The organism is Bacillus sp. UNC41MFS5, from assembly GCF_000686805.1.
Genome location: NZ_JMLP01000005.1, coordinates 257,031 through 270,386, shown reverse-complemented (window position 1 = coordinate 270,386; position 13,356 = coordinate 257,031). Strand labels below are relative to the sequence as shown.

Here is a 13,356-nt window from a genome sequence, read left to right as displayed (position 1 = left end):
AATGTTTTTTTAAAATACTTCCTTATGTACAGTACCAAAAAAATGGACAAGATTCAAGAGAACCTTACTGGAAGTGTGGTGTTTTTAATGAAGAATCAACGAATTTTTCCTGGGATCATTCTCATCGGCTTTGGTGCTTACTTTCTGTTGCAGCAAACCGGCATAACTATTTTTCAACAATTTTTCACATGGCCGACCCTACTGATTATTGTCGGAATTGCTTTTTTAGGTCAGGGGTATTCTGCAAATGACTATGAGGCAATTCTTCCAGGGGTCATTATGGCTGGCTTTGGACTCCATTTTCATCTGGTCGGCAAGATGTCCTTTTGGCCAAGTAACACGATTGGAATGCTAATATTAATTATTTCTGTAGGGTTTTTCCTGCGCTTTCAAAAGACGAATTCTGGTTTATTCCAAGCATTCCTTTTTCTTATTTTAGCTGTTCTTCTCTTATTTTATGATAAAATTACAGCATATTTTGATTTACTCCAAAACGGAATGAGTTTAGTGTGGAAGTTTTGGCCTGCCCTGCTTATTGTTGTGGGTATTTATTTCTTACTTAAGAAGAAAAAATGACGCCTGGCGCAAATGCCAGGCGTTTCTTTTTTACATATAGCTCTTAAGTGCCGACCATGCTTCATCTTTTCCAAGTCCAGTTTCAGAGGAGAAAAGAATCATTTGGTCATTTTTATCAAGGTCTAATGTCTCTCGGACAACCTTTAAATGCTTTTGCCATTTTCCCTTTGGAATTTTATCCGCCTTTGTTGCGATGATAATACAAGGGATTTCATAATGCTTTAAAAAATCATACATCATCACATCATCCTTCGATGGTGGATGTCTGAGGTCAACAATTTGCACTGCTGCTCTTAGTTGCTCACGTGATGTAAAATAGGTTTCGATCATTTTCCCCCAGGCTGCCCGCTCTGATTTTGACACCTTCGCGTATCCATAACCTGGAACATCCACAAAATGGAGCATTTCATTTATTAAATAGAAATTAAGCGTTTGTGTTTTTCCTGGCTTGGAGGAAATTCTTGCCAAACCTTTTCGATTGAGCATTTTATTGATAAAAGAAGATTTACCAACATTGGAACGACCGGCAAGCGCAAATTCAGGTAACTCTGTTTCTGGATATTGTTCTGGCTTTACGGCACTGATGACTATTTCTGAACTGACTACTTTCATTGTACTTCACCTTTCAAAAGGGCATGCCTCAAGACTTCATCCACATGGGAAACAAGGACAAAATCTAGTTCATTCCTAACACTTTCTGGGATATCATCAATATCCTTTTCATTATCTTTTGGAAGAATAATCTTCGTTAAGCCAGCACGATGGGCGCTAAGCGTCTTTTCTTTCAAACCGCCAATCGGAAGGACTCTTCCTCTTAACGTAATCTCTCCTGTCATCCCAACTTCGCGGCGGATTGGTCTGCCGGACAATGCGGATACCAGTGCTGTTGCCATGGTAATTCCTGCCGATGGTCCATCTTTTGGAACGGCACCTTCAGGAACATGAATATGGATATCATATTTTTCATGGAAGTCTTCTTCAATTCCTAGTTCTTCCGCTTTAGAACGAATATAACTAAACGCAGCTTGCGCGGATTCCTTCATGACGTCGCCAAGCTTCCCGGTTAATACAAGTTTCCCTTTACCAGGGGCTAAAGATACTTCAATCTGGAGTGTGTCTCCACCCACAGTTGTATAGGCTAACCCAGTTGCTACTCCTACCTGATCTTCGCTTTCTGCCATTCCATAATGGAATCTTGTTTTTCCTAAAAACTCTTCGATATTTTTTTCGGTAATGATGACGCGCTTCTTTTCACCGGAAACAATAATTTTTGCGGTTTTACGGCAAAGAGTAGCCATTTGACGTTCTAAACTTCGAACACCAGCTTCCCGTGTGTAATAACGAACGACTTTTAGAATCGCATCATCGCGGACTTGAAGAACTCCTTTGGAAAGACCATTTTCTTTCATTTGTTTTGGAAGCAAATGATCTCTACAAATATGAACCTTTTCAAGCTCAGTGTAGCCGGCAATTGTGATAATTTCCATTCTGTCTAATAACGGTCCAGGAATGGTTGATAGGTTGTTGGCCGTTGCGATAAACATGACCTTAGAGAGATCATAGGTTTCTTCTATATAATGGTCACTAAAATTACTATTTTGTTCTGGGTCTAGAACTTCCAGCATGGCACTTGAAGGATCCCCGCGGAAATCACTGGACATTTTATCAATTTCATCGAGTAAAAAGACAGGGTTAATTGTTCCTGCTTTTTTCATTCCTTGGATGATTCGCCCTGGCATCGCACCCACATAGGTCCTGCGATGTCCGCGAATTTCGGATTCATCACGCACACCGCCAAGTGATACACGAACAAAATGACGGTTGAGTGACGTCGCAATGGAGCGAGCTAGACTTGTTTTACCAACCCCTGGAGGCCCTGCTAGACAAAGGATTGGTCCTTTTAACGAATTGGTCAGCTTTTGAACTGCCAAATATTCGAGGACACGTTCCTTTACCTTTTCAAGACCATAATGGTCCTGATTTAAGATTTTTTCAGAACGGCTAATGTCAATGTCATCCTCCGTTTTATTCGACCAAGGAAGAGAAATAAGCCAATCGATGTAGTTTCGAATCACAGCACTTTCTGCTGAACTAGACGGAACCTTCTCATATCGATCTAGTTCCTTTTGTGCAGCTTTTAGCACATGTTCAGGCATGCCTGCTTGCTCAATTTTTTTGGTAAGCTCGGAAATTTCACCGGTTTTGCCCTCTTTATCGCCTAGTTCCTTTTGTATCGCTTTCATTTGCTCACGTAAATAATACTCTTTTTGTGTCCGTTCCATTGAACGCTTGACACGCTGACCAATCTTTTTCTCTAAATTCAAAACTTCTTTTTCGTTATGAATGATATCAATTACTTTGTTCACTCTTTCTTTGATATCCGTTGTTTCCAGGATTTCCTGCTTTTCCTTCAACTTAATTGGTAAGTGAGAGGAAATGATATCTGCCATTCTGCCAGGCTCTTCAATATCTGCAACAGATGCATAGGTCTCTGCAGAAATCTTCTTCGATAATTTTATGTATTGTTCGAAATAGTCAAGCATGGTTCTCATTAGGGCTTGATCTTCGACATCCTTTGTTTCTGGGTCATCGTAGGTAATGATTGTAACCGCATAGTAGTCTTCTTCATCATGAAATGAAGTGATTTCCCCACGATTTAATCCTTCTACCAATACTCTTATCGTGCCGTTTGGCAGTTTAAGCATTTGTTTTACTTTTGTTAATGTTCCTATCGTGTATAAATCCTCTTCAGAAGGGTCATCAATTGAAACCTCCTTTTGAGTGGTTAAGAAAATTAAATGGTCATCTACCATTGCTTTTTCAAGTGCTTGTACAGATCTTTCACGTCCAACATCTAAATGCAGGACCATGGTCGGATAGACGAGCAATCCTCGAAGCGGCAGGAGGGGGACGATCAATTCGTTCTTTTTCGTCAAATTACTGCACCTCCACATGCAAACAATTTTTCACTACAAAATCAGAATGGTCTTTGTACAATTCTATCCTATTTATTTTTAAGTGTCTATTTTTAGAGAATGCAGGTGATTTCTCTATTCAGCATACGTTTATTTTCCCCAATCATTCCGAATTCTTTCTATAAACATGGTAGAAAACTTTTGATAAAATAGGCAAAAAAACTTCGGTTTGTCTTTGGAGCCACAAACCGAAGTTTTTCATTAGATACTCTCTTTTTTAGATAGCTCAATCGATGCAGGAATAGCATCCATTTTTTGATAATCATTTACTAGCGCAATCTCGAATACTTCATGTAGGTGGGAAACTGGAACAATTTTTATCCCATCAATCTCATTTAAAATAGTTTGCATGTTTTCCTCTGGAATGATCACTGTTTTGGCGCCTGCTTTTTTCGCAGCTTTTACCTTTGGATACACCCCGCCAATCGGTTTGACATTTCCATGGATACTAATTTCTCCCGTCATGGCAACCGTGTTGTCAATTGGAATTTTATAAATAGCTGAATAAATCCCCGTGGCCATAGCAATTCCTGCCGATGGGCCGTCGATTGGCACACCGCCTGGGAAATTCACATGGATATCAAAGTCATTGGCTGGGACACCCATTGATCGTAACACGGTAATAACATTTTCAATGGAACCTCGCGCCATACTTTTCCGGCGAATCGATTTGCCTTGTCCGCCGATACTTTCTTCATCAACAATACCTGTGATATTAATTGTCCCTTTATCTTTAGCAGGGATAACGGTTACTTCAATTTCTAACAGCGCACCTGAGTTCGGCCCATAAACCGCCAAGCCATTAACAAGACCCACATGGGATAAATCATTAATCTTACGTTCCATTCTTGGTGACATCTGGCTCGCATGGATGACCCACTCAATATCTTCATCCTTGATATAATTACGTTCTTCCGTTATCGCAAGTCCTGCCGCAATTTGAATCAAATTCACTGTTTCGCGCCCATTCCTTGCATAGTTCGATAGTGTATTTACGCCTGTTTCGTTGATTTCTAGGTTCACTTTTTGGGCAGCCTTATTCGCAATTTCAACGATTTCTTCTTGGGTTAAATCCCGAAAGAATACCTCCATACAGCGCGACCGAATCGCAGGGGGAATTTCACTTGGTGTCCTTGTCGTAGCCCCAATTAAACGAAAGTCAGCTGGTAGGCCATTTTTAAAAATATCATGGATATGGGTTGGGATTTGGTTATTTTCCTCATGGTAATACGCACTTTCAAGGAAAACCTTCCGATCCTCTAATACCTTTAAGAGCTTATTCATTTGAATCGGATGCAATTCTCCGATTTCATCAATAAAAAGAACCCCGCCATGAGCATTGGTCACCGCCCCTTGCTTTGGCTGCGGAATTCCTGCTTGTCCCATGGCACCTGCTCCTTGATAGATGGGGTCATGTACAGAACCGATTAACGGATCGGCAATTCCTCTTTCATCAAATCGTGCGGTCGTTGCATCTAGTTCGATAAAAACAGATTCAGGTTTAAAAGGTGACTTACGATTTTTTTTCGCTTCTTCTAAAACAAGGCGTGCAGCTGCTGTTTTTCCAATTCCAGGCGGTCCATAAATGATTACATGCTGGGGATTTGGTCCACATAGTGCCGCTTTTAATGATTTGATTCCATCTTCTTGGCCGACAATATCTTGAAAGCTTGAAGGCCGTACTTTTTCAGCTAATGGTTCTGAAAGTGAAATAGATCTCATTTTGCGAAGTTGTTCCATTTCCTTTCGGGATTCCCGATCAATGGATACTTTTTGTGTACGCTGATTCCTAAGCAAATTCCAAAAATACAGTCCAATTATGATTCCGAAGAATAGCTGTATAAATAAGGCAATCCCCGTCCAACTCATACATTTCCCTCCTGCACTTCAACTTTTTACTAAATATATATTAATAAGTATTTCCTGCAGTGGGGTGGAATAAACCACATATTCGTAAGAAACTGTTTCGAGAGATAGGGGGGAAATTGGATTCGCTGATTGAATGGGGAAAATCGCTGATTGAATGCCAAAATTCGCTGATTGGACCGTGAAATTCGCTGATTGATTACGAAAATTCGCTGATTGGCACGATTTTCCCAGGAAAAATCCTCAAGTTTATCCTCAAAAATCAATGATAACTCGAAAAAACACCTGATAATAACTAGAAATTACCCGATATTACTAAAAAGACCCGGCTATAAGCCGAGTCTTAAATAATCTTATGCAGATTTTTCTTCAGCAACGACGGTTCCATCTTCTAATAAGAGTTTTGGAACACCATTGTTAATGACTGTTTCTTTAGTAATGACGCACTTAGTAATGTCATCACGGGAAGGAAGGTCAAACATGACATCAAGCATAATTCCTTCAATGATGGAACGTAAACCACGCGCTCCTGTTTTGCGTTCAATTGCCTTTTTGGCAATTTCAGTCAAAGCACCCTCTTCGAATTGAAGCTCCACGTCGTCGATTTCAAGCATTTTTTGATATTGTTTAACAAGCGCATTTTTTGGCTTTGTTAAAATTTCAATCAATGCTGCTTCATCTAACTGCTCAAGGCTCGCAATCACTGGAAGACGGCCAATAAATTCTGGAATTAATCCAAAGCGAAGTAAGTCTTCTGGTAATACTTTTGATAAAAGTTCCTTCTGTGAAACTTCCTGCTGCTTAATATCTGATCCAAAGCCAATTACTTTTTGACCTAAACGGCGCTTAATAATTGGTTCAATTCCATCAAATGCTCCACCGCAAATAAAGAGGATATTTGTTGTATCGATTTGGATAAATTCTTGATGTGGGTGTTTTCTTCCACCTTGTGGCGGAACACTTGCAACCGTACCTTCAAGAATTTTTAATAAAGCTTGTTGAACGCCTTCACCAGAAACATCTCTTGTAATCGACGGATTTTCTGATTTACGGGCAATTTTATCAATCTCATCAATATAAATAATCCCTTTTTCAGCCTTTTCTACATCGTAATCAGCAGATTGGATTAATTTTAATAAAATATTCTCAACATCTTCCCCAACATATCCAGCTTCGGTAAGTGAAGTCGCATCAGCAATTGCAAATGGTACATTCAAAATACGAGCCAATGTTTGGGCTAGTAATGTTTTACCACTTCCTGTTGGTCCAATCATACAGATGTTACTCTTTGCAAGTTCAACATCATCAATTTTGCTATTGGAATTGATGCGCTTGTAGTGATTGTATACTGCCACTGAAAGTGATTTTTTTGCTTGATCTTGACCGATAACATATTCATCAAGAATTTCACAAATTTCCTTCGGCTTCGGCACATCTTTAAATTCTACTTCTTCTTCTGTTCCAAGTTCTTCCTCAACGATTTCGGTGCAAAGTTCAATACATTCGTCACATATGTAAACTCCAGGCCCGGCAACCAATTTACGAACTTGGTCCTGTGTTTTACCACAGAAGGAACACTTTAATTGACCTTTTTCATCATTAAATTTAAACAAATCCTTTCACCCCTTAAAAACATGTTAGTACCCTATACGAAGCAGCGAATAACACAAACAAAAGTCATGTCTCTCTCTAATTATTGAATAGTATGTATGTTGCATTGTAACACAGAATGCCAATGGACTGGAAATAAAAAGCTTAAGGTAAATAGTTTTCCCTTTGTTTGTGTAATTCATTTTAAATCGCTTATGTATTCTTTAATCTTAACCATTATGGTAAAAATAAATCTTAATGCTGACTGGAAATTATTTTATATTTAATTCGACTTGGTTAAGATGATTTCCTGCCCATTGTTAAAAATCTTCCCACTTCTTATTATAATATGTATTTGTAAAAATGTATAAAACAAGGCACGATTTATATCGTGCCTTGCATGAAACAAGTTAATTACTTCTTGTTTTCAACAAGAAAGTCTACTGCTTTTTTAAGTTTAAGGTCTGATTGGATGCCTTCAAGTCCGCCTAGAGCTTGTTTAATGCTATCAACAGTCATGTTGTACATGCCAGCCATGTTTTCAAGTTCCGCATTAACATCTTCGTCAGTTACTTCAAGGTTTTCAGCCTTAGCAATCGCTTCTAGTGTTAAGTTCACACGTACGCGGTTTACAGCTTCTTCTTTCATTTGCTCACGTAATGCATTTTCATCTTGACCTGAGAATTGGAAGTAAAGTTCAAGATTCATTCCTTGCATTTGTAGGCGTTGTTCGAATTCTTGAAGCATACGGTTAACTTCGGTGGTAACCATAACTTCTGGAATTTCAACTTCTGTATTTGCAGCAGCTTTTTCAACAACAGTATCACGTAAATGATGTTCTGCTTCGTGCTTTTTGCTGTTTTCTAAACGAGTTTTGATTTTCTCTTTAAGAGCATCTAATGTTTCAACTTCATCATCCACATCTTTTGCAAACTCGTCATCTAATACAGGAAGTTCTTTTCCTTTAATTTCGTGAATTGTTACTTTGAATACTGCAGGCTTACCAGCAAGTTCAGCAGCATGGTATTCTTCAGGGAATGTTACTTCCACGTCTTTAGATTCACCAGCAGCTAATCCTACTAATTGCTCTTCAAAACCTGGGATGAATGATCCTGAACCGATTTCAAGTGAATGGTTTTCAGCTTTTCCACCTTCAAAAGCAACGCCATCAACGAATCCTTCGAAATCTAGAACAGCTGTATCGCCGTTTTCTACTGTACCTTCTTCTTTAACAACAAGCTCAGCTTGACGCTCTTGAAGAGTTTTTAATTCGTTAGCAACATCTTCGTCAGTCACGTTTGTTTCAAGTGCTTCTACTTCTAAGCCTTTGTATTCACCTAATGTAACTTCAGGCTTTACTTGAACAGTAGCTTTGAAGATAAGCTCTTTGCCTTTTTCCATTTGCTCGATGTCGATATCTGGACGATCGATTGGCTCGATGCCAGTTTCGTCAATTGCGCTTCCATATGCTTCTGGAAGAAGGATATCTAATGCATCTTGATAAAGAGATTCTACACCAAAACGTTTTTCGAACATTTGACGTGGCATTTTTCCTTTACGGAATCCTGGAACGTTAACTTGCTTAACTACTTTTTGGAATGCCGCGTTTAAACCTTCGTTTACTTTGTCCGCACTTACTTCAACAGTAAGAACGCCACGGTTTCCTTCTAACTTTTCCCATTTTGCTGACATACATTTTCCCTCCAACAATCTATTCTCATATCATTCGTAACGAATTTGAGTAGTTTGGAAATCACTTTCTATTAAGCCAATTTCCTTTTTTTTAAATGTAAAATATAGTTTTTTACACAATGCAACCACTACATTATAACATAGGATTGATTTCTTTCAACAGCGAGCCTATATATTAGGATAAGAAATTTTCTCAATTACCTCAATTTTTGTGATTGCTTCTTCTATTTCCCGCACAGAAACACCGTATTCGCTGGAAAGAAAATCTACTCTCGTATTCATCCCCATATACTCTTGTGACAAGTGATGGAAGGCTGCGGCCCAAGCATGAGTACTCTCAGGCTCTAATTCAAACGGGTAGGTTATAAAAAAATTACGTTCAACCATTCCGCTCGTGTTTTCAAAAAGACCAGGGTTTTCGCTTTCCAGATGAGATTCTACAAGCGCTTTTATCTCTCGCATTCTTGGTTCTTCTCTAACCTCGGGAAGTTGTGTTGGAATAACTTTCTTTTTCATGCCAAATTTCCTGATAAAAAGTTCTCTATCAATTTCCTGCTCTTTTAAAAGTGTTAAGAGAATGGTTTTTAAAAATGGATGACCTGCTTCCGCTTCTAAATAATCAGCAATTTCATGGAGGTACGGGCGAATATTTTTCTTTGCCAGGCTTGAAATGAGGAGCATTTGTTCGTTTAGATTACCATTCGCAAATAGGTTTAACTCTTGGGCCGTTGTTTCCTCTGGTTCGATTTCCTCAAAATCTAGTTGACGATTCTCTGCCATCCTTCGACTGAATTGAAGGATTGTTAGGAAATGATCATGTTTTTCTGGCGGAATCTCTTTTTCTTCTAAAAGTGCTTCGACGGTTGACACGATTTCTTGATATTCATGGAGTTGAATCAGTACGGTCAAATAGAGGTCGACCATCTGGAGGTAGTCACCAATCCCCTTATGGAGCATTTCCTTGGCGAGTGCTTTCGCTTTTTGAAATGAAGAAGCTTCAAAATACGCAAGAACCAGCCCAATCAAAATTTCGTCATTGTCAGGGTCATATTCTCTTGCTTCTTCCAATAAATTTATCGCTTCTTTAAATTTTTTCTTCTCAAGGTTTTCGAGACCTTTATCTGTTAATCTTTTTTCAATTCCGGGAAAAAAGACTATATTATCTATTCGTTTCACAGGTTCCCTTTTTTTCATAAAAAAACCGTCCTTAGGATTGTCATGGGAATTAGTTTAGCATAAATAAATGACAAAAAAAACTCACCGTCAAAAGGTGAGTTTAAATTCAATATGTAGTATTAATGGTAAAATTAGATGGCGTCCCAGGAGAGATTCGAACTCCCGACCCACGCCTTAGAAGGGCGTTGCTCTATCCAGCTGAGCTACTGGGACATATAAGTTGTTTAAGACAAGATTTATTATATTATCATAAGATCAAAAAGTCAACACACTTTCTAATATTTTTTTAAAAGAAAAAAGGGAGAGGAATTCTCCCTCTTTATTATGACAGTACAAACTCACGGGCAAGTTCGGTAACCTCCTGGCCACTTACTTCAAACACCGACATTTTAATTTTTTCATTCTCCAAATCCAGAATGATATAAGTCTTTTCAAAACGTTCCCTTGGCAGACGGATGCTGCCAGGATTTAAAAATAAGATCCCATCAATCACTTCCGCACCAAGGACATGTGAGTGTCCGAAACAGGCGATATTCGCGCTTACTTCCTGTGCTTTGTACTTTAAATTCATCAAGGAGGACTTAACGGAATAACGGTGGCCGTGAGTAATAAAGAACTTTCGCCCCGCCACTTCAGAAATTGTCTCTAGTGGATATCCGCCACCAAAATCACAATTTCCCATTACCGTTAGATAGCCGGAAATCGCTTCGTCATCTGGAGATAATTCTGAATCACCGCAGTGAATCATTAAATCGACCTCACCTAGATGCCTTTCTCTTATTACACGGAGTTCCTTTGTTAATCCATGGCTATCACTAACAATTAGAACCTTACTCATTTCTGCTCCGCACTTTCTAAAATAGCATCCAAGACCACATCTAGCTTTTTCAAGGCATTCGCACGATGGCTGATTTTATTTTTTTCATCAGACGATAGCTCGGCCATTGCTAAGCCCTTCTCAGGCACATAAAAAACCGGATCATAGCCAAACCCATTGGAACCTCTTCTTTCTTTAAGAATAAGTCCTTCACAGGTGCCTGACACCGTTTTTGTTTCTTGACCCGGAACCGCGACTGCTAAGGCACAGTAGAACCTTGCCGTCCGCTTCTCCCCGGGAATATTTGCTAATTCAGACAGTACTTTATCAGTATTGTTCTGGTCATTTTTTTGTTCGCCCGCATAACGTGCTGAATAAATCCCTGGTCTCCCTTCAAGTGCGTCCACGATCAAGCCTGAATCGTCGCCAATGACCATTTTCCCAAGTGCTTCGGAGACAGCCTCCGCTTTCAAAGTCGCATTTTCTTCAAAAGTTGTGCCAGTTTCCTCGACCTCAGGAATATCAGGATAATCCAGCAAGGTGCGAACCTTAATCCCTCTTGACGAAAAAATATGTTCAAATTCCATAGCCTTTCCAGGATTTTTCGTTGCAATAATAACTTCTTTCATATTCGATCGCCTCTTATTTTTGTCTTCGTGACTCTATTTTTCGTGTGATTTCTTCACCCAGTACTGATTTTTGATGTTCATATAGTTCCATTAGTCCTTCTTGAGCAGCACTTAGCAGGCCTTGAAGCTGTTCGTAGGAGAAAGTCGATTCCTCTCCTGTCCCTTGCAGTTCAACAAATTCTCCATTGCCCGTCATGACTACATTCATATCCACCTGGGCCTTAGAATCCTCAGCATAGTTTAAATCAAGGACTGTTTGATTATTTTGCAGAATACCAACACTTGTAGCTGCTAAATAATCAGTAATCGGGAATCTTGCAAAGGACTTTTTCTCGGAATATGCATTTAAAGCGAGGGCCATCGCGACAAAAGCCCCTGTGATTGAGGCTGTTCGGGTTCCACCATCGGCCTGGATGACATCACAATCAATCCAAACTGTTTTCTCACCTAGAGCACTTAAATCGACAATTGCTCTAAGCGCGCGACCGATTAGCCGCTGAATTTCCATCGTTCGGCCGGATACTTTCCCTTTGGAAGATTCGCGAATGTTCCTTGTTTCTGTTGCTCGTGGCAGCATAGAATACTCGGCCGTTATCCAGCCTTTGCCTTCCCCTCTCATAAAGTGAGGCACTCTGTCTTCGATGCTCGCTGCACAAATCACTTTCGTATTCCCTACAGAGATTAAGACAGATCCTTCCGGGTGCATTAAATAATTTGGTTCAATATGTATGGGTCTTAGTTGTAACGGCTCTCTACCATCAACACGCACCATTACTACCTCCTTTTATTTTTGAATTGGTACATTCATTTTCATTAAATACCAAATAAAGAAGAGGCGGCCTCCAAGCCAACCTCTTTCATTGTCACTATATAGTATAACAAATATTTTTTTTTAAAAACTACCTGTATTGACTTTTTCTGGTCGAGTTACAGGCTCAGTTAATTTCTTCCCGCTATCATTTTTAAGGTCTGCCTTCCCCTTAACTTGAATAGCTACTTTATCTACGCCCTCTTGCTCAGTAAGGGAAAGTACTAGTGCATCTAATAAATGCTGTGAAATTTCTTTTTCTTTAAAGCTTCCAAATATATTCTCATTAAAGTTCAAGGTGACTTTTCCATCTTCATATTTTGGCGCCTCAAGGAGCTCAACATCTGACATAAATTCAGAAACTAGAGGTGATTTTTCACTTGGTCCTTTGATCAATTCATTTACAACTGCTACATAGTTATCTTTTTCGCTATTGCTGACCCGGCGTGTGACTGGTACATAATAATAAGAGCCTTCTTCACCGCCAATATAGTAAACCGTAACAGGTTTGGTATTAGTAATATCCGTCACATTCGATGTATCAAGGTTGATACCCGTTGCTCTGGAGAGATTTTCGCTAATTGGTGTTCCGTTGACAGGCATTTCCGTTAAATCATGACCATTCATTTTAAGCTTCACAGTTTTCACATTATCAAACTGTGTCAGTGTCCAAGTGACAGATTGGAGAATTTTCATCTCATCTTCAGCTTGGTAATTTTTAAACTCTTTTGAAAAATTAACCGTTGCAACGCCCTCTTTATCAATATTTACAGAAAGCTCCGTATCCTCTGGGAGAACCGCCCGGAAATCATTTGGGAGTTTATCAGTCACTGGACCATTCGTCACTAAATATTCAAGCGCCTGTTTAGCAACCGAACTTGTTTTCGGCAGATCCAATGTCTGCGGAACGACATAGCCGTCTTTATCTACTAGGTATAGTTCTGTTTTGACGGTGTTTGCCTGTGCCTCCTTACTCGTTTCTTTAGTTGTCGTTTTCTTACTTGTTGTATCATCCTTGATCGTCACACTCTTTGGCGGATCGATTTTCTTTTCAGTTTCTGTCCCGAATAAACCACAACCTGACAGTAGAACTGATGATGTAAGCACAGTCGACACAAGTATCTTTGCTTTATTTTTAGACATAACTATTTCCCCCCTAAGACAGTTTGTACTAACATATATACGAGCCTTATGATAAATTAGACCGACTTATGAAAAAAAATAGAA

The 13,356-nt window shown here is 39.4% G+C and carries 11 protein-coding genes and 1 tRNA gene; 1 reads left to right on the top strand and 11 read right to left on the bottom strand.

The window, feature by feature from the left end; genetic code table 11:
- The first annotated feature begins 87 nt into the window (after positions 1-87).
- Entirely contained in the window at positions 88-576 is a 489-nt protein-coding gene (locus BR30_RS0101390) for a LiaF transmembrane domain-containing protein (RefSeq protein WP_026563405.1), read from the top strand.
- 30 nt (positions 577-606) lie between these two features.
- On the opposite strand, the gene yihA is transcribed toward BR30_RS0101390, so the two are convergent.
- The 11 genes from yihA to BR30_RS0101335 form a co-directional block, all read right to left on the bottom strand.
- On the bottom strand, positions 607-1,188 hold the full coding sequence (yihA, locus tag BR30_RS0101385; RefSeq protein ID WP_026563404.1) for a ribosome biogenesis GTP-binding protein YihA/YsxC: 582 nt from the start codon (positions 1,186-1,188) through the stop codon (positions 607-609).
- A complete protein-coding gene (gene lon, locus BR30_RS0101380) occupies positions 1,185-3,530 on the bottom strand; it encodes an endopeptidase La (RefSeq protein ID WP_442852952.1) in 2,346 nt (781 codons plus the stop codon). Before lon ends, yihA begins: the two co-directional genes overlap by 4 nt.
- Before the next feature lie 222 nt (positions 3,531-3,752).
- The gene (gene lonB / locus BR30_RS0101375; protein ID WP_026563402.1) at positions 3,753-5,420 is read right to left on the bottom strand and encodes an ATP-dependent protease LonB; all 1,668 of its coding nucleotides are present in this window, start codon (positions 5,418-5,420) and stop codon (positions 3,753-3,755) included.
- A 350-nt stretch (positions 5,421-5,770) separates the two neighbouring features.
- A complete protein-coding gene (clpX, locus tag BR30_RS0101370) occupies positions 5,771-7,030 on the bottom strand; it encodes an ATP-dependent protease ATP-binding subunit ClpX (RefSeq protein WP_026563401.1) in 1,260 nt (419 codons plus the stop codon).
- Positions 7,031-7,421: 391 nt separating this feature from the next.
- The gene (gene tig / locus BR30_RS0101365; RefSeq protein WP_026563400.1) at positions 7,422-8,699 is read right to left on the bottom strand and encodes a trigger factor; all 1,278 of its coding nucleotides are present in this window, start codon (positions 8,697-8,699) and stop codon (positions 7,422-7,424) included.
- Between the two features lie 168 nt (positions 8,700-8,867).
- Complete coding sequence (locus BR30_RS0101360; RefSeq protein ID WP_026563399.1) at positions 8,868-9,893, bottom strand: tetratricopeptide repeat protein; 1,026 nt, start codon at positions 9,891-9,893, stop codon at positions 8,868-8,870.
- A gap of 118 nt (positions 9,894-10,011) precedes the next feature.
- Positions 10,012-10,088, bottom strand: a tRNA-Arg gene (locus tag BR30_RS0101355).
- Positions 10,089-10,197: 109 nt separating this feature from the next.
- Positions 10,198-10,713, bottom strand: coding sequence for a metallophosphoesterase family protein (locus BR30_RS0101350; RefSeq protein WP_026563398.1), 516 nt, complete (start codon positions 10,711-10,713; stop codon positions 10,198-10,200).
- On the bottom strand, positions 10,710-11,321 hold the full coding sequence (locus tag BR30_RS0101345) for an XTP/dITP diphosphatase (RefSeq protein ID WP_026563397.1): 612 nt from the start codon (positions 11,319-11,321) through the stop codon (positions 10,710-10,712). Before BR30_RS0101345 ends, BR30_RS0101350 begins: the two co-directional genes overlap by 4 nt.
- Positions 11,322-11,334: 13 nt before the next feature.
- Positions 11,335-12,090 (bottom strand): ribonuclease PH, encoded by a 756-nt coding sequence (gene rph / locus BR30_RS0101340; RefSeq protein ID WP_026563396.1) that lies wholly within the window; start codon positions 12,088-12,090, stop codon positions 11,335-11,337.
- A 123-nt stretch (positions 12,091-12,213) separates the two neighbouring features.
- Positions 12,214-13,272 (bottom strand): GerMN domain-containing protein, encoded by a 1,059-nt coding sequence (locus BR30_RS0101335; RefSeq protein ID WP_026563395.1) that lies wholly within the window; start codon positions 13,270-13,272, stop codon positions 12,214-12,216.
- Positions 13,273-13,356: the final 84 nt, after the last annotated feature.

Excerpts from the sequence above, each read along its gene's own strand:
- BR30_RS0101360 (WP_026563399.1), bottom strand. The coding sequence starts at position 9,893 with ATGAAAAAAAGGGAACCTGTGAAACGAATAGATAATATAGTCTTTTTT.
- lon (WP_442852952.1), bottom strand. The coding sequence starts at position 3,530 with ATGTGGAGGTGCAGTAATTTGACGAAAAAGAACGAATTGATCGTCCCC.
- BR30_RS0101335 (WP_026563395.1), bottom strand. The coding sequence starts at position 13,272 with ATGTCTAAAAATAAAGCAAAGATACTTGTGTCGACTGTGCTTACATCA.
- BR30_RS0101390 (WP_026563405.1), top strand. The coding sequence starts at position 88 with ATGAAGAATCAACGAATTTTTCCTGGGATCATTCTCATCGGCTTTGGT.
- yihA (WP_026563404.1), bottom strand. The coding sequence starts at position 1,188 with ATGAAAGTAGTCAGTTCAGAAATAGTCATCAGTGCCGTAAAGCCAGAA.
- tig (WP_026563400.1), bottom strand. The coding sequence starts at position 8,699 with ATGTCAGCAAAATGGGAAAAGTTAGAAGGAAACCGTGGCGTTCTTACT.
- BR30_RS0101350 (WP_026563398.1), bottom strand. The coding sequence starts at position 10,713 with ATGAGTAAGGTTCTAATTGTTAGTGATAGCCATGGATTAACAAAGGAA.
- lonB (WP_026563402.1), bottom strand. The coding sequence starts at position 5,420 with ATGAGTTGGACGGGGATTGCCTTATTTATACAGCTATTCTTCGGAATC.
- BR30_RS0101345 (WP_026563397.1), bottom strand. The coding sequence starts at position 11,321 with ATGAAAGAAGTTATTATTGCAACGAAAAATCCTGGAAAGGCTATGGAA.